Source organism: Granulicella sp. L60 (assembly GCF_009765825.1).
GTDB lineage: Bacteria > Acidobacteriota > Terriglobia > Terriglobales > Acidobacteriaceae > Edaphobacter.
Map to the genome: position 1 here is coordinate 574,666 of NZ_LMUR01000018.1, position 23,366 is coordinate 598,031.

At 60.5% G+C, this 23,366-nt stretch carries 20 protein-coding genes; 10 read left to right on the top strand and 10 right to left on the bottom strand.

The window, feature by feature from the left end:
* From GSQ82_RS12775 to GSQ82_RS12785, 3 genes are all read right to left on the bottom strand, one after another.
* Window positions 1–1,102: sulfate adenylyltransferase subunit 1 (locus GSQ82_RS12775; RefSeq protein ID WP_174243074.1), on the bottom strand; the 1,102-nt coding region annotated here is incomplete at its 3' end.
* Window positions 1,103–2,023: a sulfate adenylyltransferase subunit CysD gene (gene cysD, locus GSQ82_RS12780; RefSeq protein WP_158792648.1), complete on the bottom strand. Its 921-nt coding sequence runs from the start codon at window positions 2,021–2,023 to the stop codon at window positions 1,103–1,105.
* A 362-nt stretch (window positions 2,024–2,385) separates the two neighbouring features.
* Entirely contained in the window at window positions 2,386–3,459 is a 1,074-nt protein-coding gene (locus GSQ82_RS12785) for an AraC family transcriptional regulator (protein ID WP_158792649.1), read from the bottom strand.
* Between the two features lie 244 nt (window positions 3,460–3,703).
* Between GSQ82_RS12785 and GSQ82_RS12790 the strand changes: the two genes are divergently transcribed.
* Window positions 3,704–4,099, top strand: coding sequence for a DUF302 domain-containing protein (locus GSQ82_RS12790; RefSeq protein WP_158792650.1), 396 nt, complete (start codon window positions 3,704–3,706; stop codon window positions 4,097–4,099).
* A gap of 3 nt (window positions 4,100–4,102) precedes the next feature.
* Here the strand turns inward: GSQ82_RS12790 and fabF are convergent, their stop codons facing one another.
* A complete protein-coding gene (gene fabF / locus GSQ82_RS12795; RefSeq protein ID WP_158792651.1) occupies window positions 4,103–5,380 on the bottom strand; it encodes a beta-ketoacyl-ACP synthase II in 1,278 nt (425 codons plus the stop codon).
* A gap of 159 nt (window positions 5,381–5,539) precedes the next feature.
* Window positions 5,540–6,163, bottom strand: coding sequence for an RNA polymerase sigma factor (locus tag GSQ82_RS12800; protein ID WP_254061620.1), 624 nt, complete (start codon window positions 6,161–6,163; stop codon window positions 5,540–5,542).
* Between the two features lie 501 nt (window positions 6,164–6,664).
* Between GSQ82_RS12800 and pgi the strand changes: the two genes are divergently transcribed.
* From pgi to zwf, 3 genes are all read left to right on the top strand, one after another.
* The gene (gene pgi, locus GSQ82_RS12805) at window positions 6,665–8,299 is read left to right on the top strand and encodes a glucose-6-phosphate isomerase (protein WP_158792652.1); all 1,635 of its coding nucleotides are present in this window, start codon (window positions 6,665–6,667) and stop codon (window positions 8,297–8,299) included.
* Between the two features lie 81 nt (window positions 8,300–8,380).
* On the top strand, window positions 8,381–9,403 hold the full coding sequence (gnd, locus tag GSQ82_RS12810) for a phosphogluconate dehydrogenase (NAD(+)-dependent, decarboxylating) (protein ID WP_158792653.1): 1,023 nt from the start codon (window positions 8,381–8,383) through the stop codon (window positions 9,401–9,403).
* 26 nt (window positions 9,404–9,429) lie between these two features.
* On the top strand, window positions 9,430–10,842 hold the full coding sequence (zwf, locus tag GSQ82_RS12815) for a glucose-6-phosphate dehydrogenase (RefSeq protein ID WP_158792654.1): 1,413 nt from the start codon (window positions 9,430–9,432) through the stop codon (window positions 10,840–10,842).
* Between the two features lie 31 nt (window positions 10,843–10,873).
* Here zwf and GSQ82_RS12820 read toward each other — a convergent pair whose 3' ends face one another.
* Together GSQ82_RS12820 and GSQ82_RS12825 are read right to left on the bottom strand one after the other, a co-directional pair.
* The gene (locus GSQ82_RS12820; protein ID WP_158792655.1) at window positions 10,874–11,866 is read right to left on the bottom strand and encodes a 4Fe-4S dicluster domain-containing protein; all 993 of its coding nucleotides are present in this window, start codon (window positions 11,864–11,866) and stop codon (window positions 10,874–10,876) included.
* A gap of 23 nt (window positions 11,867–11,889) precedes the next feature.
* Complete coding sequence (locus tag GSQ82_RS12825; protein WP_158792656.1) at window positions 11,890–12,474, bottom strand: carboxymuconolactone decarboxylase family protein; 585 nt, start codon at window positions 12,472–12,474, stop codon at window positions 11,890–11,892.
* 266 nt (window positions 12,475–12,740) lie between these two features.
* Here GSQ82_RS12825 and GSQ82_RS12830 point away from each other — a divergent pair, with 266 nt between their 5' ends.
* From GSQ82_RS12830 to GSQ82_RS12855, 6 genes are all read left to right on the top strand, one after another.
* Window positions 12,741–13,412 (top strand): carboxymuconolactone decarboxylase family protein, encoded by a 672-nt coding sequence (locus GSQ82_RS12830; RefSeq protein ID WP_158792657.1) that lies wholly within the window; start codon window positions 12,741–12,743, stop codon window positions 13,410–13,412.
* Window positions 13,409–14,686 (top strand): MFS transporter, encoded by a 1,278-nt coding sequence (locus GSQ82_RS12835; protein ID WP_158792658.1) that lies wholly within the window; start codon window positions 13,409–13,411, stop codon window positions 14,684–14,686. The genes GSQ82_RS12830 and GSQ82_RS12835 overlap by 4 nt, the downstream gene beginning before the upstream one ends.
* A gap of 2 nt (window positions 14,687–14,688) precedes the next feature.
* Window positions 14,689–15,234: a carboxymuconolactone decarboxylase family protein gene (locus tag GSQ82_RS12840; RefSeq protein ID WP_158792659.1), complete on the top strand. Its 546-nt coding sequence runs from the start codon at window positions 14,689–14,691 to the stop codon at window positions 15,232–15,234.
* A gap of 210 nt (window positions 15,235–15,444) precedes the next feature.
* Window positions 15,445–17,178, top strand: a complete 1,734-nt coding sequence (locus tag GSQ82_RS12845) for a sodium:solute symporter family protein (RefSeq protein WP_254061621.1) — start codon at window positions 15,445–15,447, stop codon at window positions 17,176–17,178.
* A gap of 9 nt (window positions 17,179–17,187) precedes the next feature.
* Window positions 17,188–17,430, top strand: coding sequence for a hypothetical protein (locus tag GSQ82_RS12850; protein ID WP_158792660.1), 243 nt, complete (start codon window positions 17,188–17,190; stop codon window positions 17,428–17,430).
* Window positions 17,431–17,537: 107 nt separating this feature from the next.
* Window positions 17,538–18,947, top strand: a complete 1,410-nt coding sequence (locus GSQ82_RS12855) for an L-fucose/L-arabinose isomerase family protein (protein ID WP_158792661.1) — start codon at window positions 17,538–17,540, stop codon at window positions 18,945–18,947.
* Window positions 18,948–18,971: 24 nt separating this feature from the next.
* Here GSQ82_RS12855 and GSQ82_RS12860 read toward each other — a convergent pair whose 3' ends face one another.
* The 3 genes from GSQ82_RS12860 to GSQ82_RS12870 all read right to left on the bottom strand — a co-directional run bounded on the left by GSQ82_RS12860 (window position 18,972) and on the right by GSQ82_RS12870 (window position 23,213).
* The gene (locus tag GSQ82_RS12860) at window positions 18,972–19,799 is read right to left on the bottom strand and encodes a fumarylacetoacetate hydrolase family protein (RefSeq protein WP_158792662.1); all 828 of its coding nucleotides are present in this window, start codon (window positions 19,797–19,799) and stop codon (window positions 18,972–18,974) included.
* A 4-nt stretch (window positions 19,800–19,803) separates the two neighbouring features.
* Window positions 19,804–21,819 carry a YjhG/YagF family D-xylonate dehydratase gene (locus GSQ82_RS12865; protein ID WP_158793669.1) on the bottom strand — a complete coding sequence of 672 codons (2,016 nt, stop codon included), beginning with the start codon at window positions 21,817–21,819 and terminating at the stop codon, window positions 19,804–19,806.
* Between the two features lie 62 nt (window positions 21,820–21,881).
* Complete coding sequence (locus GSQ82_RS12870; protein ID WP_254061622.1) at window positions 21,882–23,213, bottom strand: MFS transporter; 1,332 nt, start codon at window positions 23,211–23,213, stop codon at window positions 21,882–21,884.
* Window positions 23,214–23,366: the final 153 nt, after the last annotated feature.

The window sequence follows — 23,366 nt, forward strand, 5'->3', positions numbered from 1 at the left end:
CCTGGGCCTGCACAGTGCGGCTGGTGTGCTTGAGGAGGTAGCGGCGGGTGAGGTCGAGGGGCTGCTCGTCCATCCAGACTAAGGAGGCGGTGAAGTGCGAGGTGGTGACGGCGGGAGAGTCGGGGGTGACGAGGAGATCGCCGCGGCTGATGTCGAGTTCATCTGTAAGGGTGATGGTTACAGATTGCGGGGAGTGCGCGGCGGGGAGGTCGCCGTCGAAGGTGACGATGCTGCGGACGCGGCTGGTGCGGCGTGAGGGCAGGACCATGATGGGGTCGCCGGGGCGGATGGTGCCTGCGGCGATCTGGCCAGCGAATCCGCGGAAGTTTTGATTTGGGCGGATGACGCGCTGGACGGCGAGGCGGAAGGGTTCGGCGGCGTGGGCCTCGGCGGCGGGGACGGACTCGAGGAGTTCGAGCAGCGAGGGGCCGGTGTACCAGGGCATGGCGGAGGTGGTGCGGACGACGTTGTCGCCGGTGAGGGCACTGACGGGGACGAAGTAGAGGTTGGGTGGGCGGAGGTCGCCGAGCTGATCGAAGAAGGCGGTGAAGTCGGCGCGGATGGCTTTGAAGACGGCTTCGTCGTACTGGACGAGGTCCATCTTGTTGACGGCGACGACGATGTGGGGAACGCCGAGGAGCGCGGTGATGCAGGCGTGGCGGCGGGACTGGATGAGGACGCCTTTGCGTGCGTCAACGAGGACGATGGCGAGGGAGGCGGTGCTGGCTCCGGTGGCCATGTTGCGGGTGTACTGCTCGTGGCCGGGGGTGTCGGCGATGATGAACTTACGGGTGGCGGTGGAGAAGTAGCGGTAGGCGACGTCGATGGTGATGCCTTGCTCGCGTTCGGCGCGGAGGCCGTCGGTGAGGAGGGCGAGGTCGAGTACGCCGGTGCCGGTGGTGCCTTTGCCTTCGATGGAGCGAAGCTGGTCGTCGTAGACGCTCTGGGTGTCGTAGAGGAGGCGGCCGATGAGGGTGGATTTGCCGTCGTCGACGGAGCCCGCGGTGGAGAAGCGAAGGAGGTCGCGGGCGTGGTCTTCGGCGAGGAAGCCGGAGAGGGAGAAGTCGGCGGTGATGTCGGGTGTGGCTTCGTCGGTCGGCATTTAGAAGTAGCCCTCGCGTTTCTTAAGCTCCATGGAGCCTTCCTGATCGTGGTCGATGACGCGGTTGGCGCGTTCGGAGGAGCGGAAGGAGAGGAGTTCGGCGATGATCTTGGGGAGGGTGTCGGCGTCGGAGCGGATGGCGCCGGTGCAGGGGCTGCAGCCAAGGGAGCGGAGGCGGGATTTGACCATCTGGGGCTGCTCGCCGAGGCGGGCTACGAAGGCTTGTTCGGTGGGGAGGAGTGCGTCGCCGCGGACGTACATGGGTCTCTCTTTGGCGTAGTAGAGATCGACGATGGGGATGTTTTCCTGGAGGATGTACTGCCAGACGTCCATCTCGGTCCAGTTGGAGAGAGGGAAGACGCGGATGGATTCGCCGGGGTGGATGCGGGAGTTGTAGAGGTTCCAAAGCTCGGGGCGCTGGTTTTTGGGATCCCACTGGCCGGCTTTGTCGCGGAAGGAGTAGATGCGCTCCTTCGCGCGGGATTTTTCTTCGTCGCGGCGGGCTCCGCCGAAGGCTGCGTTGAAGCCGTAGTGGGCGAGGCCGTCGAGGAGGGACTGGGTCTTGAGGAGGCCGCAGCAGCGCTTGGTGTCGAGGGCGATGGGATTGGTGCCGGCGGCGATGGCTGGCTCGTTGCGCCAGACGAGGAGCTCGGCGCCTACGTCGGCGGCCATGCGGTCGCGGAACTCGATCATCTCGCGGAACTTGAAGCCGGTGTCGATGTGGAGGAGCGGGAAGGGAATCGGCGCGGGATAGAAGGCTTTTTGGGCGAGGCGGAGCATGACGGAGGAGTCTTTGCCGATGGAGTAGAGCATGACGGGGCGCTCGAACTCGGAGGCGACCTCGCGGAGGATCTGGATGCTCTCGGCTTCGAGGAGCTGAAGGTGTGTGAGAGCGGGTGCGGCGACTGCGGTTGCTGCCATGGGAAACTCCAAAGGAGATTGGGGATGCAATGCATCTCAGGCGATGAGGCTGGGCTGGGATGACATTGCTATGAGGTTTTGCTGGGGGGTGAGACTAGCGCGTGAGAGGACACGCCTGCTCGACGTTGGTATGACAACAACAACGGAGCTGGCGGTGGATACGCATATCTACTAGTTAGGTTAACAGAGGCTGGGGTGGGGGGCAAGTTGGACGGGTTGCGAAGGGATGGCGGAGAAGCAGATTCCTCCGCTGCGCTGCGGAATGACAGAGCAAAAGGGCAGGCAACGATAGATGAGGAAGCACGGCATAGGTAACGGAAGAAGCAGCGGATGCAATCGCAGATGGGCTGCGGCTGGGGAGGCTAGGCGTAGATCTTCGGGGTGTCGTTGTTGTTGTAGCAGAAGAAGTTGGAGGGGGCGGTTGCGTGGGTTCGTCTCCAGTCGCCGGGGGTGGTCTGCATGGTGCGGCGGAAGGCTCGGATGAAGCAGGCCTGGTCGGCGAATCCGCAGCGAAGGGCGATGTCGGCGACAGGCAGGCGGGAGGTGCGCAGAAGGCCCTTTGCGGCCTCGATGCGCTGCTCCATGAGCCATCGGTAGGGCGGCTGTCCGAGGGTCTGCTTGAAGGCGCGGACGAAGTGGCTGACGGAGAGGCGACACTCGGCGGCTACCTGGGCGAGCGAGATCTGGCCGTGGAGGTTGGCGCGAAGCATCTCGACGGCGCGATGCTTCTGCCAGGCGGCGAGACCTCCGCGAACGACGGGCGAGCCGGAGGTGATGCTGCCGTAGGCGCGGGCGATGTAGGCGCGGAGGGCGAAGAGAAGATGATCGGTGAAGAGATCGCAGGCGATCTCAGGCGTCTCCATGGCTGGGAGCAGGCTCAGGCCGAGGTTGCGCAGGGTGGGGTCGATCTTGCCGAAGGGCCAGGAGAGGGTGTCGCAGCGGCGTGCTCCGGTCTCGTCGGCGAAGTCGTCCAGCGCGGTGCGCGGCATGTAGATCTGGAGGATGTCGAAGGCGCTGCCGATGTAGATGGAGGGCGCTTTATCGAGGTCGATGATGCTGACGCTGCCCTCCTGCCGGTTTGGCTCCACGGTTACGGGGCGGCTGTCGTACCAGAGCCTGACAGCGGAGGCAGGCTGCAGGTAGAGTTGGATGCTGAAGCCGGGTTCGCGTGGGAGGGCTGTCTTTTCGAGGAGGCCAGTCTCTGAGCGAAGGCGCGTGACCGCGATTTGAATATCTTGCCTGGTCCTGACGGCGACCATTGGTACGTCCTGGAGCTTGAATAGAGAGGCGATTCGACTGCTGTACGCCACTGTTTCGGAGGGTTGTCTAGCTTCCCCAAAGGGTGCTTCGAAGACTTTGACACGAGGAAGACTTCGCCGGGGGGCGACGGGATAGCGTAGAGCTATGGGGGTGACGGAGGCATCGGGACTCTGCATGGAAGGACCTTTCCAGGAAGCGTTTGAACCGGCGAGATGCAAATGGTGGTGAGACCAAGTTACGGCGCGGCCCATGAATCCGAAAGCACCTATAAGGGGGGTTGAGAATAACCAATTTGATGGAAACTATAGTCCACTTCTGAGGCGTGGAGCGAGTCAGATTGGGTAGAAGTTCGGTTTTCTTTTGGGTTGAACTGGCTACGTTAGGCTAATGTCAGATGGATTGCTATAAGGAGCGGATGAGATGCTGGACGATAAAGACAAGGGAATGGATCATCGCGAGAGTCCCTATACGGTTCCCGCAACGGTGGAGCGTCTGAAGGCGGTGGTGCTGGCGAAGGGAATCGCGATCCTAGCGCATATCGACCATAGTGGCGACGCGGCGAAGGCCGGCCTGACGATGCAGCCTACGGAGTTGCTGATCTTCGGCAGTGCAAAGTCGGGCACGCCGCTGATGGTTGCGCGTCCTACGGTGGCGATCGATCTGCCACTCAAGGCGCTGGTCTGGCAGGATGGGAAAGGGACGGTGCGGGTGTCGTATAACACGGTTGAATATCTTCAGAAGAGGCACGATCTTCCCGAGGAGTTGCTGAAAAATATCGCGGGGATTCGCGTGATCGTCGAAGAGGCGGTCCGGTAGCGCTTACTCTGATACGTCCTTACCTGTCTTATCTGCCGGGAGCTTGCGGAAGATGAGTGAGGCGTTGGTGCCGCCGAAGCCGAAGGAGTTCGTCATGGCGTACTCCATGGGCAGGGCGATGCCTTTATCGAGCACGATGCCAAACTGGCAGGCTGGGTCGGGGTCTGTGAGGTTGGTGACCGGCGGCGCGATCTGATCGCGGAGGGCGAGGACGGTGATGCCTGCCTCCAGGCTGCCTGCGCCACCGAGCAGGTGCCCGGTCATCGATTTGGTTGAGCTGACGAGGAGGGTCTTTGCATGATCGCCGAAGACCTGGACGATGGCGGTGGCCTCGGCACGATCGCCTAACGGGGTCGAGGTCGCGTGTGCGTTCAGGTACTGGATCTGGGCGGGGAGCAGGTCTGCATCCTTGAGTGCGAGCTGCATGACGCGCCGGACGCCGCGGCCATCTTCGGGTGGCGCGTTGGTGTGGAATGCGTCGGAGTTGGCTGCGTAGCCGACGAGCTCGGCTAGGATGGGGGCTCCGCGCTGGACGGCGTGGTTGTACTCCTCGAGGAGCAGGACGCCCGCGCCTTCGCCTACGACGAATCCGTCGCGTCCCTGATCCCATGGGCGGGAGGCGGTGGCGGGATCGTCGTTTCGGGTGGAGAGTGCTCGCATGGCAGCGAAGCCCGCGACTGAGAGCGGCGTGACGGCTGCTTCGCTTCCACCGCAGATCATGATGTCGGCGTCGTTGCGCTGGATCGCCCGGAAGGCCTCGCCGACGGCGTGTGCGCCGCTGGTGCAGGCGGTGGCGTGGGTGAGGCTGGGTCCGCTGGCGCCGTATCGGATGGAGATCTGGCCGGAGGCGAGGTTTGCGATGGTCGCGGTGATGAAGAAGGGTGAGACGCGGCTGGGTCCGCCGGAGAGAAGCTTCTCGTACTCGCGCTCGATGACCTCGAAGGCGCCTATGCCGCTGCCTACGTAGACGCCGATGCGCTCCGGGTCTTCGGCGGTCAGGTTCAGCTTCGAGGAGGCGACGGCGAACTCCGCGGCGGCGAGAGCGAACTGGATGAATCGGCCAGTCTTCTTGATGTCTTTTCGGTCGAGGAAGTCCTCGGGGCGAAACCCTTTGACCTCGCCGGCGAATCTGCAGGCATAGTCCTTGGCGTCGAAGAGGGTAATGGGTGCTATGCCTGAGTCTCCCCGGATCAGTCCAGCCCAGGTCTCTTCGGTTCCGATGCCTACAGGGCTTACCAGCCCTACACCCGTAACTACGACGCGTCGCTGCTCTTGCTGCATGAACAAGCCCCTATCATGACGATCATCATTTAATTGTCACAAGATGAGATGTGAGCATGATGGGTGGCGATTCAGAGAAAGCAGCGTTGATTCAGGGAGGGTTCCCTGAACGCCATCACCCTTCGGTTGAAGCTGTGATGGCGTAGGGTGGCTGGCGAGCTAGCTGAGGGAGCGGCTGAGTGTGGCTCTTGCGCGGAGCAGACGGGACTTTGCCGCGGGAACTGAGATGCCTACAGCGTCGGCGATCTCGCGCATGGAGAGGTCTTCCACCTGGCGGATCTCGACGACGGAGCGGAGGGCGTTGGGCAGACGGCCGATGGCCCGCTGGAGGCGCATCGTTCTCTCGTTTGCCGCGTAACGCTTCTCCGGGTCGGGCGCATGGTCGGCTACGTCCCAGGAGTGCCAGGTGTCGCCGCCGTCCAGCGTGACGTCCATGGAGGTCTCGCGGCTGCCGCGCTTTTTGCGCAGGATCATGAGGGCAGAGTTGATGCCGATCCGGGTGAACCAGGTGGAGAAGCTGGACCTGCCGTCGAACTGTTTCAGGTGAAGAAAGGCTTTCATCAGCGAATCCTGAAGCGCGTCCTCGGCGTCCTCGCGATTTTTGGTCACTCTATAGATAGTGTTGAAGGCGCGTGGCGAGTGGCGCCGGCTGAGCTCCATGAACGCCCACTCCTGTCCGGACTGTGCTGCATCGACGAGAATCTCCTCGGGCATCATCGAGGCGCCGGGAGCGAATTTGTGGCCGTTACTTTCCAGATTGGTTGCCAGGTTCAGTGAGTTCATCGCGTCTGCCTTTTGAGGAAGATTTTTGTCGCTTAAGACTGGACCAAGGTGAGTTGAAGAGGAACGTGCGGCAGAGGATTGAATCTGGTTTGAAGTCCTGAGGGATGGTTCAGAGTGTGATCGAATTCTGCGTCCGTGGAGCTTGTGGGCGGTGAAGCTGACAGGGACAAAGTAAAGGTAGCGGAGAGGAGCTGACGAGATATTGGCGGAAGTTGCTTAGAGTTTGCATTTTTTGCGGTAAAGCATGGAGGCGCCGATTGGCTTCGCTGCCGGCATGGGTGGCGGGGTAATGGAGATGGTTGAGAGAGGATTTCCGTTGTGATGCATAGTGCGAGGAGAACCTCTTTTCACCCAAGTTGCATCAAAGATCAAAAAAATGAATAGAGGGTGCGAAATAAAATCTGATAAACACTGAGCCTCCACGCTGCGATGGGTGAGGGTAACTTTTATAGTCGAATGGATGTAATCTGGTTGAGCCGGAGATGAATAAGGAGCTTGTAGATGACCACGAAATTGACCCCACTGAGCGAACGCAGCGCATGGAAGGCGCTGGGTGCGCATCATCAGAAGATTCAAGGCACTCCGCTTAGCCAGTTGTTCGCAGACGATCCCGCGCGTGGCGAGCGTTTCACCGTTGAGACCGGGGGAATCTTTCTTGATTATTCGAAGAATCGCATTACCGACGAGACTCTGAAGCTGCTGATCCAGCTCGCGGAGGAGTCCGGCCTGAAGGCTCGCATCGAGGCGATGTTCCGCGGCGACAAGATCAATATCACGGAGAATCGTGCGGTGCTGCACGTTGCGTTGCGCGCGCCCAAGGGTGAGTCCATCGTGGTGGACGGCGAGGACGTGGTGCCGCCGGTTCATGCGGTGCTGGACAAGATGGCTGGCTTTGCCGACCGCGTTCGTTCGGGGGAGTGGAAGGGCCATACCGGCAAGCGGATTCGCAATGTGATCAACATCGGTATCGGCGGATCGGATCTTGGGCCGGTGATGGCGTATGAGGCGCTGAAGCACTACAGCCAGCGGGACATCAACTTCCGCTTCGTCTCGAATGTGGACGGCACCGACTTTGCCGAGGCCGTACAGGATCTGAAGGCGGATGAGACGCTCTTTCTGGTTGCGTCGAAGACCTTCACGACGCTGGAGACGATGACGAACGCGCACTCGGCGCGGGACTGGTCGCTGGCTGGCCTGGGCGGAGACGAGAAGGCGGTTGCAAAGCACTTTGTGGCCATCTCGACGAACGCGAAGGAGGTCTCGAAGTTCGGTATCGATACCGCGAATATGTTTGAGTTCTGGGACTGGGTGGGCGGACGCTACTCCATGGACTCGGCGATCGGGCTTTCGACGATGATCGCCATCGGGCCGGACAACTTCCGCGCGATGCTGGATGGTTTTCACCAGATGGACGTACACTTCCGCACGACTCCGTTTGAGAAGAACCTGCCTGTGCTGCTTGGCTTGTTGACGGTCTGGTATACGGACTTCTTCGACGCGCAGACGGTTGCGATTCTTCCGTATGAGCAGTATCTGAAGCGGTTTCCGGCGTATCTGCAGCAGTTGACGATGGAGAGCAACGGCAAACATGTAACGCTGGACGGGACACATGTGGAGACCGAGACCGGGCCGATCTACTGGGGCGAGCCGGGCACGAACGGACAGCACTCGTTCTATCAGCTGATCCATCAGGGCACGCGGCTGATACCGTGCGACTTCATCGGTTTCTACAAAACGCTGAATCCGCTGGGCAGGCATCATGACATGCTGATGGCGAATGTGTTTGCGCAGGCAGAGGCGCTTGCGTTCGGCAAGACCGCGGAGCAGGTGAAGGCGGAGGGCACGCCGGACTGGCTGGTTCCGCACCGCGTGTTTGAGGGCAATCGTCCGTCGAACACGATTCTTGCGGAGAAGCTGACGCCCGAGGTGCTGGGCAAGCTGATCGCGCTGTATGAGCACTCGGTGTTTACGCAGGGCACGATCTGGAGTATCGATTCGTTCGACCAGTGGGGAGTTGAGCTGGGTAAGGTGCTGGCACAGCGTATTATTGGCGAACTGGAGAGTGCCACGGAGCCTACGCTCACGCACGATACCTCGACGACAAATCTCATCAAGCGCTACAGGAAAAATAAGTAACCGTCATCGGTTTCGAGATCTCTCGGAGCAGGCGCAATCCGGATGTTGAGCGAATCAGCAACGTTGAAAAAGGAGCGATCGATGCAACTTGGCATGGTAGGTCTGGGCAGGATGGGAGCCAACATGGTGAAACGGTTGGCGGTACATGGACACGAGTGTGTGGTGTACGACAGGTCGGCGCAGGTCGTCGGGGATCTGGCGAAGGAGAAGGGAGTCACCGGCTCGTCTTCGTTGGAAGATTTGGTGAGCAAGCTGCAGAAGCCGCGCGCGCTGTGGCTGATGATTCCCGCCGGCGTGGTGGAGGATACGATCGCTGAACTCGTTCCTCATCTTGAGCCGGGCGATATCCTGATTGACGGCGGCAACTCGTACTACATCGACGACATTCGCCGTGCGAAAGAGCTTGCGCCGAAGGGCATCAACTACGTTGACGTTGGAACCAGCGGCGGCGTGTGGGGGCTGGAGCGCGGCTACTGCATGATGATCGGTGGACATGAGACGACCGTGAAGCATCTTGATCCGATCTTCAAGGCGATCGCTCCGGGCAAGGGAGATATTCCGCTCACGCCTGGCAGAGAGAAGCTTGGCGGCACTGCGGAGGAGGGATACCTCTACTGCGGAGAGAGCGGTGGCGGACACTTTGTGAAGATGGTGCACAACGGAATCGAGTACGGCATGATGGCCGCATACGCTGAGGGTTTTGGCGTGCTGAAGGCCGCGAACATCGGCAAGCATACGGCGGAGATCGATGCTGAGACGACGCCGCTGCGCGATCCGGAGCACTACCTGTACGACTTCAATCTGACGGATGTAGCTGAAGTTTGGCGCAGGGGGAGCGTGATCGCATCGTGGCTGCTGGATCTGACGGCGTCGGCGCTGACGGGAGACCCGCAGCTCGGAAAGTTCGGCGGCAGGGTTTCCGACTCCGGCGAGGGTCGCTGGACGATCAAAGCGGCGATAGACGAGGGAGTTCCGGTGCCAGTGCTTACCGCATCGCTCTATGAACGGTTCAGCTCACGCGGCGAAGCGGAGTTTTCAAACAAGCTGCTGTCCGCGATGCGCTACGAGTTCGGTGGCCATCTTGAGAAACCGGCCGAGAAGTAGACTGAGCTGTTTGGAGGAGACAACACGTGAGCAATAGTCATTCCGATGCACTTGTGTTCTTCGGCGCGACCGGCGATCTTGCCTACAAGAAGATCTTTCCTGCCCTGCAAGCGATGATCAAACGCGGGACGTTGAACGTTCCGGTGATCGGCGTGGCGAAGGCTGGATGGAATCTCGACCAGCTGATCGCTCGGGCGAAGGACAGCCTGGAGCAGCATGGTGGCCTCGATGCCGCGGCGTGGGGGAAACTGCGTCCCTTGCTGGGTTATGTCGATGGCGACTACGCCGATCCCGCAACCTTTGTTGCTGTGCGGAAGGCGCTTGGCAACGCGGAGAGACCGGCTCACTATCTGGCGATTCCTCCAATGCTCTTTGAAGAGGTCGTGGAGCAGCTGGTGAAGTCGGGTTCGGCGAAGGGCGCTCGCATTATTGTGGAGAAGCCCTTCGGCCACGACCTGGCGTCGGCGCAGGAGCTGAACCGTATTCTGCTCTCTGCGTTTCCGGAGTCGTCGATCTTTCGCATCGATCACTATCTGGCTAAGGGCCCGGTTCATAACATGGTGTCGTTTCGCTTCTCGAACGCGATTCTGGAGCCGATCTGGAACCGCAACTACATCGAGAGCATTCAGATCACGATGGCCGAGGACTTCGGCATACAGGGACGCGGCAGTTTCTACGATCAGACTGGCACGATTCGCGATGTGATCCAGAACCACATCTTTCAGGTGTTGTGCAACCTTGCCATGGAGCCACCTGCGCGCAACGACAGCGAGTCCATGCGGGATGAAAAGGTGAAGGTGCTGAAGGCGATTCCTCCGATCGATCCGAAGGACCTGGTTCGAGGTCAGTTTCGCGGATACCTCGAGGAAAAGGGCGTCGCTGCGAACTCGAAGATGGAGACCTTCGCGGCGCTGCGGCTTGAGGTCAAGTCGTGGCGCTGGGATGGTGTTCCGTTCTACATCCGCTCGGGGAAGACGATGCCTGTCACCTGCACGGAGGTGATCGCACGATTCCGCAAGCCGCCCACGACCAACATCACAGAGCCGGGAACGCCGCAAAACTATATGCGATTTCGCATCAGCCCGGAGATGACGGTGGCGATGGCGGTCTCCGTCACATCGCAGAGCGAGACGGATAAGCGGGGCGAGGTGGAGCTGGTCGCGAGCAGGCATCCTCGTCCAGGCGAGATGGAGGCCTACGAGCGCGTGTTGTGCGATGCGATGGCGGGCGACGCGACTCTCTTCGCCCGGCAGGACTACGTCGAAGAGGCGTGGCGGATCGTCGATCCAGTGCTGAAGGCAGACACTCCGGTCTATCCCTACGATATACACACGTGGGGGCCGAAGGAGGTCGAAGGGAAGGTCGTTCCTCCGGGAGGATGGGATCGGCCGTCGGACGAAGAGGCAGAGGACTTTCGCGTGATCAAGGATCCGGCGTAGAGAACGTTTGGTGACGCGGCGCGTACTTTCTTCACGATTGTGCGCGCCGCTGTGCCATGGTGGCGAGCAGCTTGGGACGTGCATCTGGCCTGGTCCACGGGCATATCGCGATGCAGATTCCACACGATGCCGCCTCGGCGAAGTAGGGAATACACCGGTCGAAGTCAACGTACCAGCGTTCCACGCCGCGGACCGTCTGCTTCTGCTCCTGGATCGCACCGGGAGGACAGGCGTTGGTGCATGCCTGGCAGTTTTTGCAAAACTCATCTGCGCCAAAGCGGATTGGAGCCGTTGCGATGAGGGGCATATCCGTCGTGACACCAGCCAGGCGTACCCCGGCTCCGAACTGCGGACTAATGAGAGAGCCGTGCTTGCCCAACTCGCCTAAACCGGATGCGATTGCGGGTGGAACGAGCAGCACCGCATCCGCCATCGGGCCTGGATACGCGTGTGCGTTGTATCCCTGCGAGCGGATCCAGTTCGCAAGCGCATAGGAAGCCCGTGTGCCTCGGGCGTACTGATCGCCGACGTCGCTCACGCCGATCCCATTTGTTTCATCCGAAGGAACCTCTCGAAGCCGCTCATAGTTGTGCGCGAAAGCAAGCACGATGACCCACGGCTCTTGGACGGTGTAACCCTCGAAGACATATAAGGGATCCATTGCCGCAACGCCGACTGCATCGGCCTCGTGGGAGAGCGCGAACGCCTTCATCTCAGACGCAAGCTGTTCCGCTGGAGCCCCATTCTTTCGCTCTGCTACAGGACAAAGCTCCGGGTGGTTGTACGCAGCCGCGAAGGCCTCTGCAGCTCCGGGACACCTGCGCGAACTCTGCCGCGCCACGATCTGCAGGTCGCCGTATGGATGCTGGTCCGCAGGATGCCAGAAGAACGGCGAAGCTCTGCGAACGGCGGTCTCGCCGACTCCATTGATCGGATTGCCAGAGACTCGCAGCAGCGCAAGCGTCTCCGGATTCGGAGTGTAAGGTCTGCGTTTGATACCTTGCAGCTTAGCTTCTTGTGACATCGTTCTCCCCGCGGTAGGCTGCTTTAACTCTCTGCTCCAACTCCAGTCGTCTGCGCAGGCAGATACTCACGGCTTATAGAGACGTAACCTTCGCGTGCCGTCTTCTTGCCGCGTTCCCGGTACATCTCCTCGTTGCGCGGCTGCCATGTGTCCAGCCCGTCGACGTAGCGGTTGAACATGCAGAAGGCGGCTGCAATAAGAACCGTGTCGTGAATCTCCATATCGGTCGCGCCCTGTGCACGTGCGGCTTCGACGTCGGCTGAAGTCACCTGCTTGCCGCCCTTTTGCACCTTCGCCGCAATGATAAGTAGTGCCTTGAGCTTCTCCGAGATCTCCGCCGCCTGAAAGTCAGCCTTCACGCGCTTCACCAACTCGTGGTCATCGTTAAGGCAAGCAGCCGCAATCGAGCCGTGAACAGTCTGGCAGAAGTAGCAGTCGTTCAGATACGAGACATAAGTCGCTATCAGTTCACGATCGCCTTGCGGAAGCGAGTTGGGCGCATGTAGCAATGCCTCCGCAAGCTCGTTGAGGGGCTTCGCCGTCTCGGGGCGGAAGGCCATCGCGCTGCGTATCCCCTGCAACCCCTCGGGCAATTTGATGTGAGGCATGGACTCTCCTGTGTTTTCGTGCGCGGGTAAAGCATACGCGACCATCCACGACTGGAACAGGTGGAGTTTTATCTCAACCGAATGGTGGATGACAGGCTGCTTTGCCGCACATAGCATTCGGCTGAACTCCACCTTATGCCATTCGTTTGCAGCAGATTTCTTCCGGTTCCCATTAACTTCTACCAGGCTGACACCAACGCCGGCAGCTTCCTCGGCTCCGGTGGTCCGCGCACGTTTCAGTTTGCAATGCGATTGGAGTTCTAGTCATGCAGTTACCCGAATACCGGAAGCTTGCAGAACAGGAAGACACAGCGCCCGTCCTAGCAGCGAACCTGCCCGTGGTCAGCGAGGATGAAGCTCCGCCCGAAGTGAAGCACCTCTATGCGCAGTTTCGCGAACGTTTCGGTCGTCCGCAGGTTCCCGGCATCCTACAGTGCTTTGCCACGCACCCGCCCCTGCTCGAGCACATGATGGGACTCGCGGAGTCCATGCTCTTCTCCGACGGCGCTCTCGGTCGCAAGAACAAGGAGATGCTCGCCACCTTCATCTCGTCACAAAACAACTGCGAGTACTGCGCGGACAGCCATGGCTTCTTTCTGAGAAACAACGGCGGCTCTTCTGAACTACTTGCCGCAGCGAGGACGTGCGATCTTCACTCCGAATCACTCAGCCCGCAACAAAGCGCGCTGCTTCACTTCGCGCAGAAGATCACCCATGACTCAAGCTCCATCTCGCCTCAGGATGTGGAACAGATGCGCGGCTCTGGCTGGACTGATCTACAGGTCGCCGAAGCCATCCATCTAACCGCACTATTCGCCTGCTTCAATCGAGTAGTGAACGCGTTCGGGCTACCCTCACAGAATCTTCTCGCGGGACACGAACATAAGCGATCTGTCTTCGAGCATGCGTCGGCCAGCGACCAGGGCGGTGACCGATGAGCAGCTCCGCGATCCTCTCCCCGGAGGAGCAGGAATCCTCCATTCGCTACACCGGCTGGCACGTAGCCGCTGCCGCATTCGTGGGCGTCATGGTGAGCTTTGCGCCCATCGTGCCCTACACGTTCAGCCTGTTTCTAAACCCCCTGCATGCGGCCTTCGGTTGGAAGCGCGAGGCCATCTCCGGCACCTTCGCTCTGGCTGCGATCACCGTAGCCGTCGTCTCGCCCGGAATCGGCGTTCTGCTCGACCGCTTCCCGCCGCGCCGCATCATCCTTCCTTCGATCGTCGTCTTCGCACTCGCACTGGCATCGCTCAGCAGGCTCGGCCCCAGCATCCAGCGCTTCTATCTCACCTACTTTGTTCTGGGACTCGTCGCCAACGGCACCGCACAGTTCGCCTACACGCGAACCATCCTCACCTGGTTCAACAGGCGACGCGGCATTGCGCTTGCGCTGCTCCTCACCGGCAGCGGTGTCGGGTCGATTCTGATTCCTCCGCTAACGCAGTGGGTGATCGATCACCACGGTTGGCGCGACGCCTATCTCACGCTTGGCGGCATCGCGTTGCTTGGTCTGCCGCTCACCGCGCTCCTCGTACACAACCGGCCTGTGCCGCAGCGTATCGACGAGAGCCTGCTGTCCGGATCGACCGTCGCATCCGCACTCCGCACCGCTCCCTTCTGGATCCTCGCCTTCATCATCATGCTCTCGGCCTTCGGGGAAAACGGCCTGGTGACCAACCTCGCAGCGATGCTCACCGAGCACGGCGTCAGCATCCAGGCCGCCGCTCTCGCACTGTCGGTAAGGGGCGGCGCAGGCATTCTCGGCAGGCTCTTCACTGGCTTCCTCATCGACCGGCTTCCCGCGCAGAGAATCCAGACCGGCATCCTTCTAATCTCTTCCGCCGGCACGCTCATCCTCGCCTTCTCCGGCACTTCGGCCATGGCGCTCGTTGGAGCGGCTCTGCTCGGCATCGGACTCGGCAGCGAAGCGGACGTCGCACCCTATCTGCTGGCTCGTTACTTCGGACGGAAGCACTTCTCCGTGCTCTACGGCCTCACGTGGACTGCCTACGCGATCGGAGGCGCAACCGGCCCCATGGTCGTCGGACACTTCTACGACCGCGCCGGAGCCTATCAGCCCCGCTGCATCGTCGGGCTCGCCTGCACCACACTACTCGCCGCGGCGATCAGCCTGTTCCTGCGAAGCGATCGCAATCCCTATCACGCAAGTGATGACAACCTAACCGCACCCACTATCTCGTTGGAGGAGTAACCATGCCGCACATCGCCCTGCCTGCAGACATGCCAGGAATCACCGCTGGCTTAGCCTTTCGCCCGGAGACCGCTCGCCCCATGCTCGAACTTGCGAATGTCCTGCTGCATACCTCCGGAAACGATGGCTTCAGTTCTCGGGACCGCGAGTTGATCGCAGCCTTCGTGTCATCGAAGAATACCTGCTACTTCTGCCAGACCAGCCACGGCGCTGCCGCAAGCCATCTAAACGGTGGAGACACGGATCTCGCAGAGTCGGTCTGCCGAGACTACAAGACCGCAGCGATACCGGAGAAGTTGAAGGCACTCCTCGCGATAGCGGAGCAGGTCCAGATCGACGGCAAGAACGTGACGGCGCATCTCGTAGACGAAGCGCGTCAACACGGCACCACCGATCTCGACATTCACGACACCGTGCTCATCGCTGCAGCCTTCTGTATGTACAACCGCTACGTCGACGGCCTGCAAACATGGCAGCCGCGCAACGACGAGATGTACCTCGAGATGGGGAAGCGAATGGCGGAACACGGCTACCGTCCCCGTCCATAAGAGATAGCTCCGAGCACGCAACCACTCCCTGACGGCGCACGGCTGCGTTCACTTCTAGCGTAATGCCAGCGACATGCAGCGGTGGGGATGTTATGGATTGACAACGGTTGTGCGCGACCAATATAGTTCGGGACGAAAATAAAATCCTGTTTTCACTGTTTCGTAAATTCAATTCCAACGGAATGTTTTTTCTGGTCTACTTCTAGTTCTATGCCGCTGATAACGTTTTCCGGAATGCTGCTCTTCAATCGTCAGCTTACGCGATTAGCTCCAGTCGATATCCTGATCTTGGTGCTGTACTTTGCGCTAGTTGTATTTATCGGGTTTTACGCAAAGGGTAAGGCGAACACAAGCGAAGACTTCTTCCTCGCCGGCCGCGAGATGACGGCGTGGATCGCCGGATTGAGCTTTGTCTCAGCAAATCTCGGCTCTCTGGAGCTGATGGGCTGGGCCGGGGCGGCGTATCAGTACGGCATGCTGGCGGCCCACTGGTACTGGATCGGCGCGATTCCGGCCATGCTCTTCCTGGGCATCGTGATGATGCCGTTCTACTACATCTCGAAGACGCACTCGGTTCCGGGCTATCTGCAGCTGCGGTTCGGCGAGGGCGCACGCGCAGTCTCGGCGGTCTCGTTCGCGATGATGACCATCTTGATGAGCGGCGTGAACATGTACGCCATGGCGCTGGTGATGAAGACCGTGCTCGGATGGAACATCAGCTTCAGCATCTGGGTGGGCGCGGCCACGGTGGCGCTCTATGTGATGCTGGGCGGCCTGCGGTCGGCGATCATCAACGAGGTACTGCAGTTTGTGCTGATCTGGGCTGGCGCGGCGATGATTCCGATCCTCGGATTGATCGAAGCCGGAGGATGGACGAAGCTGAAGGCGCAGATCGCCGTGAACGTCGGAACGACCGACTACGGCCACATGTGGAGCACGCTCGGCAGCTTCAAAGACAACCCGATGGGTGTCCACTGGACGGGTATCGTCTTCGGCCTGGGATTTGTCATCAGCTTTGGATACTGGACGACTGACTTCCTCGTCGTTCAGCGTGTGCTGAGCGCGAACAACCTGCGCGCGGCCAAGATGGCTCCGGTGATCGGCGCGGCGTTCAAGATGGCTGTTCCTTTCATCGTGATCGTGCCCGGCCTGCTTGCACTCGCGGTGCTCAAGAATCCTGACGGCACGATGATGCACCTGGTTCCCGAGAGCGTAGCCGCGGCAACCGGACAGCACAGCTACAACGAAGTGCTTCCGCTAATGCTGATTCGCTACTGCGGACCGGGTTTGCTTGGGTTGGGAATCACGGCTCTGGTCGCGGGATTTATGAGCGGCATGGCCGGGAACGTCAGCGCGTTTTCAACCGTGTGGACCTACGATCTCTACGGTGCATTCATCAGCAAGAAGGCCAGCGACAAGCACTACGTCGCCATGGGTCGCTGGTCCACCGTGATCGGGATGCTTGTCTCGATCGCCACGGCGTACCTGGTGATGAACGCGGCCAGCATCATGGACTATGTGCAGGCGCTGTTCAGCTTCTTTATCGCGCCGCTGTTCGGTACCGTGATTCTTGGAATGCTGTGGAAGCGAGCGACGCACTGGGGCGGATTCCTTGGGCTGCTCGCAGGCACAATATCTTCAATCGGAATGTTTCTCTGGGTCCAGGGCAATGCCGGAGCGTTACGCTACATCGCGATGAGCCCCGACGCAAAGCCCATGGCCGAGAACCTCTATCGTGCGCTCTGGAGCTGGATTATCTGCGTCGTCGTGACGGTGGTCGTCAGCCTGGTGACCAAGCCGGTGCCGCGCGAGCAGCTCGCCGGGCTCGTCTACGGCGTGACCCCCATTCCGCACGACGGATCGAAGAACCTGTGGGAGAAGCCGATCTTCTGGGCTATCGTCGTGATCGTGGTCTTCTTTATTCTTAACCTGATCTTCTGGTAGAGGTGATTGATGGACAAGCAAGAGAGTGAGATCGAGTCGGCGGAGCTGTCAATCTGGTTCTTCTGCGGCATACTGATGTTGGCGTATGGGCTGGTGCTGATCGTGACCGGGTTCGTCGAATTCCATAATCCGCCGGCGAACGAGATTCTGCTGCCGTGGCTCGAGTCACTGCACCCTACGCTGTGGTGGGGAGTCGTGCTGACGGTCTTCGGCGGCTTCTACTCCATCCGCTTCTTCCCACGCCGCGGCTAGTCCTGGCGCGTGGATGTGTAAGGCATCGTTGCGTTTCGCTGCGATGGTGACGATAGCGTTTTACCAACAAGACCCCGGTGCGGGCAGAGATGGATTGAGGGAGTATTATGGCGAAGCAGATGACGATGGGCGTAATTGTGGGCAACCGTGGGTTCTTCCCCAGCCACCTTGCCACCAGCGGACGGCTGGAGATGATTGCGGCGCTTGAAGCAGCGGGAATCAAGCCGATTGTGTTAACCCCGGAGGAGACTGCGCACGGTGCCGTGGAGACCTACGAGGACGCGAAGAAGTGCGCGGCTCTATTTCAAAAGCACGCCAAGGAGATCGACGGCATCATCATCACGCTGCCGAACTTTGGCGAGGAGCGTGGGCTGGCGGATGCGATACGCCTCTCGAACCTGCAGGTGCCGGTGCTTATCCAGGCCACGCCCGACCACGCTGGCAAGATGACGATTGCGTTTCGCCGCGACAGCTTCTGCGGCAAGATGTCGATCTCGAACAACTTGAAGCAGTATGGTATCCCGTACTCACTCACCCGCCTGCACACCGAAGCGCCCGACTCGAATGAGTTCAAGGCCGATCTGGAGTGGTTCTCCGGCGTCTGTCGCATAGTCCGCGGATTGAAAAACGTACGCTTCGGCGCGATCGGCGCACGCCCCACCGCATTCAACACGGTCCGCTACTCGGAGAAACTGCTGGAGCGCTCCGGCATCACCGTCGAAACGCTCGACCTGAGCGAGGTGATGGGACGCATCGGTCGGATGAACGATAACGACGATGCCGCGCAGGCCAAGCTGGCTGCAATCAAGAAGTACATCCCGGTCGGCCAGACACCGGAGCTTGCGCTGATGAAGATGGCGAAGCTGGGTGCGGTGATCGACCAGTGGATGACCGCCAGCGAGCTAACGGTGAGCGCAGTGCAGTGCTGGACCTCCATCGAGGAGTTCCTCGGCATCGTTCCATGCACGGTCATGAGCATGATGAGCGAGAGTCTGATTCCATCGGCCTGCGAGGTCGACGTTCTGGGCACGCTGAGCATGTATGCGCTTACACTCGCCAGCGAGACGCCGTCGGCCTTGCTCGACTGGAACAACAACTACGGCGACAACCCCGACAAGGCCGTCTGCTTCCACTGCTCTAACCTGCCGAAGCACTTCTTCAACGAGGTCAAGATGGACTTCCAGCAGATCATCGCGGGCACCGTCGGCAAGGACAACACGTACGGCACGCTCGACGGCACCGTGAAGGCCGGAGCCATGACCTTCGCGCGCTTCTCCACGGACGACTTCACCGGCCAGATCGCGGGCTACGTCGGACAGGGCGCGTTCACCAACGATCCGCTGCACACCTTCGGCGGCGCAGGCGTGGTCGAGATTCCCAACATGCAGCATCTGCTTCGCTATATCTGCGAGAACGGCTTCGAGCATCACGTCGCCGCGAACTTCTCGTCGACGGCCGCTCCGGTCTATGAAGCTGCGACGAAGTATCTGGGATGGAAGATGCACCAGCACCAGTAGCCGCGAGGGCACCGTGGAGTGCAACTACTCCACGGTGTTTCGCAGTGTCCCAATGCCGTCGATGGTGATGTGGATCTGGTCGTTGCTCCGCAGCGTGAACGAGTCCGGCGGTACGATGCCTGTACCGGTCAGCAAAAAACATCCGTAGGGAAAGCTGTGGTCGCGGAAGAGATACTCCACTAACACCTTCGGATCGCGCTTCAACTCCGCCAGCGTCGTCGCAGCAGAAAACTCCGTTTGGCTCTCCCTCAGAATGTCGAGACGAATCTGAGTCGAGGTTGGCATCGGCTCCCTCTGAATCAGAATCCCAGGCCCGAGCGCGCAGCTGCGGTCGTAGACCTTGGCCTGGGGCAGATACAGCGGATTCACGCCCTCAATGTCCCGCGAGCTCATGTCATTCCCCACGGTGTAGCCGATGATCTGGCCGCGAGGATTGATCACAAGCGTAAGCTCCGGCTCCGGCACGGACCACGTAGCATCGCGGCGAATCTTGACGTGGCTGTCGGGTCCAGCGACCTTGTGCGCGACCGCCTTAAAGAAAAGCTCGGGCCGTTCGGCGGAGTACACGCGATCATAAAAATCCCCGCCTCCAGCATCCTTCGACTCCTCGATGCGTGCGCTGCGGCTGCGATAGTAAGTCACACCCGAAGCCCACACCTCCTGATGCTCAATCGGCGCCAACAGTGCCGCCTTCAAAAGCTGATCCGTAGGCGCTGTCCTCTCAATCGCAGCCGAGAGATAGCGATGCAGATCGTCGTGAGCGAGCAGCGCATCGAGCGAACTCTCTTCGAGACGGTAGGCGTGATTGTCGTGTGCGACAAATAACTCTTCTGCGGTTCGATACAGTATCAAGGCTTCAACCCTTTCCCAGGAATGCTGCTTGTGATATTTGCGATGTGCCGGCGGATGCTTTTCGTCCCTTGTCCAGTAAGCCTGTGATGGCGTCGACGTCATAGACGCAGCCTCCCCAGATGCCTCCGCTGGCCTGCACCAGCGCTGCCCACAGGCGAGTGTCGTCGGGCAAAGACGGATGCGGGCTTAGATCCGGCCGCAACGGACGCTGCGCCAGAACACGCGTGCCCGCCTCTGCACCGTAGGTAGTCTGAGCATCACCAATGAGATTGACGGTGCCAACAAGATTGTTGCGATCAATCGTAATCTCGATGCGGTCGCCATCCTGCAACCTGCCCAACGCGCCGCCCGCGAGAGCCTCAGGGGAGATGTGCCCAATACACGCGCCGGTCGAGACTCCACTGAAGCGCGCATCGGTAAGCACCGCGACGTGCTTTCCAAACGGAAGCGCCTTGAGCGCAGAGGTGATCTGATAGATCTCCTGCATACCCGCACCCGCCGGGCCGCAGCAGATGAGGACAAGCACATCATCCTCAACGATGCCCCCGTTCTTGATCGCGTGAATCGCGGCAGCCTCCGTGATGAAGACCTTCGCCGGACCAACGTGACGGTAAGTGCCGTCCGCATCGATCAGGCTCGGATCGATAGACGTGCTCTTAATCACAGAGCCCTCAGGAGCAATATTTCCGACAGGGAAGCAGACAGTAGAAGTAAGGCCGCGAGAGCGAGCGCGGTCGGGCGACATGATGACGTTGTCAGGATCGATGCCGTCCTGCTCAAGCAGATTTTTGCGCAGGGTATGGCGGCGCGGGCTGTCCTGCCACCAGTCGAGCACATGGTCGAGCGTGTCTCCCGTCACCGTCTTCACGCTTACATCCAGAAGCCCCGCACGGCGCAGATGCAGCATCACCTCGGGTGCGCCGCCTGCGAGGAAGACCTGCACGGTCGCGTAGTTACCCGGTCCATTGGGCAGCGCGTCCACGATGCGTGGCACTTGCCGGTTGATATGCGCCCAATCAGAAGAAGATGGCCGCTTGAGCTTTGCCGCGTGCGCGATCGCAGGAAGATGCAGCAGCAGGTTCGTCGATCCGCCAAACGCCGCATGAACAACCATAGCGTTGTTGACGGAGGCGTCGGTAAGAACGTCAGCCGTACCCATGCCAAGCTGAAGCATTCTGAGAATCGCGCGTGCGGAGCGCTTCGCCGCATCGAGCCAGATAGGCTGACCCGACGGCCCCAGCGCAGAGTGGGGAAGCGCGAGCCCAAGCGCCTCCGCGATGACCTGCGACGTAGCCGCTGTGCCGAGAAACTGGCAGCCTCCGCCCGGTGTCGCACACGCACGGCAGCCGATCTCGGCGGCGTACTCCAGCGTGATCTGATGCTGAGCAAACCGCGCCCCAATCGTCTGTACTTTTCCCGCGTCTTCTCCGTTCTCCGGCAGCAGCGTAACGCCGCCGGGAATCAGCACGCTGGGCAGAGCATCCGACGACGCCAGCGCCATCATCATTGCAGGAAGGCCCTTGTCGCAGGTCGCCACGCCAATCACGCCGACGCGAGTTGGAAGCGAGCGCATCAATCGCCGCAGCACAATGGCCGCATCGTTGCGAAAGGGAAGCGAGTCCAGCATGCCGGTGGTGCCCTGGGTGCGGCCATCGCATGGGTCGGTGCAGGCTCCCGCGAAGGGAACGGCGCGCATGGTCTTCAACTCGCGTGCAGCCTCAGCGACCAGCGCACCTACCTCCCAGTGACCCGTGTGGAAGCCGAGCGCGATGGGAGTGCCGTCCTCCGCGCGAAGGCCGCCGTGCGTGCTGAGAATAAGTACCTCCGGCCCGAGCACATGAGCCGGGTCCCATCCCATGCCGACATTCATGCTGAGGCCGAAGAGATTCCCCGAAGGCTGCGTCAGCAGCATCTCCGGCGTAATGGGAAGAAGACCGGCCGGTCCCGGTGCATGGGTCGCAACAGCGCTCAGTGCGAAGTCTGCGCTCTCCAGAACGGATGTGAGGGATATCTCCTGAATGGTGGCCCCTAATGTTTATTGATTATGAAGAAGTTGGTTTTGGCGGCGAGCCTCGCCGGAGGCTAGATCGTCTCCACGTCGAGAGGAAGTGTAGCCAGCGTATTATTCGACGCGCCGCGCATGCACAGGATGATGATACCGGAGAGCATCAACGAGATCGACATCAGCAGAAAGCCCGCTTTAGAACTGCCCGTACGCGCCGTAAGTTCGCCAACCACCCAGATGCCGACGAAGCCGCCCAGAGCGCCACAGCTGTTCACAAGTGCCGTAACCTCCCCAGCCACGTTCTTCGAGATCATCTCCGGAACGATCGCGAAGAAGGGACCGTAGGGTGCGTACATCGCGCTGCCCGCGACGACCAGAAATCCATAGGCCCACCAGAAGCTGTGCCCCGTCGTCGCGTAAGAGCCGAAGAGACAGACCCCCGCAACCATCAGAAATGGCCAGACGAAGCGTTTGCGGCGAAAGCTGCGGTCGGAGTAGTGCGCGACCACAAGCATCAGGATCACCGCAAGAAGATACGGAACCCCACCCAGCAGTCCGGTGATCGCGATACCGCGCGCCGCACCCTTCTGAATGACGCTCGGCAGCCACAGCACAAATCCATAAACCCCTGCGCTCCAGAAGAAATACTGGATGCAGAGCCAGATCACGTTCGGGTTGCGCAGCGCCGACTCCATGTCCGCGACCTGCGGGATAAGCCACTGCTCGCGCTCTAGCTCCTGTCGAAGCTCGCTGCAGGTGTCTTCGCTCATCCACGATGCGTCTTCCGGCCGGTCGCGGATGATGATGAGCCAGAAGACCGCCCACACCAGCGCCGGAACGCCTTCGACGACGAAGGTCATCTGCCAGCCGATCGCCCGGATCAAATACCCCGTCGCAGCCGACATCCACAGCACCGTAACCGGATTGCCGAGCATCAGAATCGTGTTGGTCCTGGACCGCTCCGCACGCGTAAACCAGTTGGTCAGCAGGATCAGCATCGCAGGCAGGATGAAGCTCTCCGAGATGCCGAGCAGAAGCCGGTCGAACGCCAGCAGCCAGAAGTTGTGAATGACGCCGGTCAGCGATGCCAGCACACTCCAACTGATCAGCGCCACAAAGATGAGTCTGCGGGCGCTCTTGCGTCTGGCATAGGCCGCGCCCGGAACCTGGAAGAGAAAGTAGCCCAGAAAGAAGAGGGAACCAAGCAACGCAGAGCGTGACTCGCTGATATGAAGCGTCCGTGCCAGCCCCGCTGCGGCGCCGAAGCCGTAGTTCGCGCGATCGAGATAGGCCAGGCTGTAGGTGATAAAGACGGCGGGCAGGATGATCAGCCAGCGCCGTCGCATCTCGGACCGCATCCGGGCCGCATCCTGCGTGGGTCCAGCAACCGTTTGGAGAGGCTTCGTCATAGTCTGCGCTTGCGGGACGGGCGTATCAGCAAAGAGCGATCGATTTCACTTAAGCGAATTTATTCGAGTCGAAGTTTAAATCCGGCTGAGCAAACCACTTTTACGTCGCACCAAGCCTACACTACCGGCTAGACCCTCGTCACACCCCACCCG

Bases quoted from the DNA above. Each gene is read 5' to 3' on its own strand.
- GSQ82_RS12830 (WP_158792657.1), top strand. From the start codon at position 12,741: ATGCAGTTACCCGAATACCGGAAGCTTGCAGAACAGGAAGACACAGCG.
- GSQ82_RS12785 (WP_158792649.1), bottom strand. From the start codon at position 3,459: ATGCAGAGTCCCGATGCCTCCGTCACCCCCATAGCTCTACGCTATCCC.
- GSQ82_RS12835 (WP_158792658.1), top strand. From the start codon at position 13,409: ATGAGCAGCTCCGCGATCCTCTCCCCGGAGGAGCAGGAATCCTCCATT.
- GSQ82_RS12850 (WP_158792660.1), top strand. From the start codon at position 17,188: ATGGACAAGCAAGAGAGTGAGATCGAGTCGGCGGAGCTGTCAATCTGG.
- GSQ82_RS12800 (WP_254061620.1), bottom strand. From the start codon at position 6,163: ATGAACTCACTGAACCTGGCAACCAATCTGGAAAGTAACGGCCACAAA.
- GSQ82_RS12870 (WP_254061622.1), bottom strand. From the start codon at position 23,213: ATGACGAAGCCTCTCCAAACGGTTGCTGGACCCACGCAGGATGCGGCC.
- GSQ82_RS12825 (WP_158792656.1), bottom strand. From the start codon at position 12,474: ATGCCTCACATCAAATTGCCCGAGGGGTTGCAGGGGATACGCAGCGCG.
- cysD (WP_158792648.1), bottom strand. From the start codon at position 2,023: ATGGCAGCAACCGCAGTCGCCGCACCCGCTCTCACACACCTTCAGCTC.
- GSQ82_RS12845 (WP_254061621.1), top strand. From the start codon at position 15,445: ATGCCGCTGATAACGTTTTCCGGAATGCTGCTCTTCAATCGTCAGCTT.
- fabF (WP_158792651.1), bottom strand. From the start codon at position 5,380: ATGCAGCAAGAGCAGCGACGCGTCGTAGTTACGGGTGTAGGGCTGGTA.
- gnd (WP_158792653.1), top strand. From the start codon at position 8,381: ATGCAACTTGGCATGGTAGGTCTGGGCAGGATGGGAGCCAACATGGTG.
- pgi (WP_158792652.1), top strand. From the start codon at position 6,665: ATGACCACGAAATTGACCCCACTGAGCGAACGCAGCGCATGGAAGGCG.
- GSQ82_RS12855 (WP_158792661.1), top strand. From the start codon at position 17,538: ATGGCGAAGCAGATGACGATGGGCGTAATTGTGGGCAACCGTGGGTTC.
- GSQ82_RS12820 (WP_158792655.1), bottom strand. From the start codon at position 11,866: ATGTCACAAGAAGCTAAGCTGCAAGGTATCAAACGCAGACCTTACACT.
- GSQ82_RS12840 (WP_158792659.1), top strand. From the start codon at position 14,689: ATGCCGCACATCGCCCTGCCTGCAGACATGCCAGGAATCACCGCTGGC.
- GSQ82_RS12790 (WP_158792650.1), top strand. From the start codon at position 3,704: ATGCTGGACGATAAAGACAAGGGAATGGATCATCGCGAGAGTCCCTAT.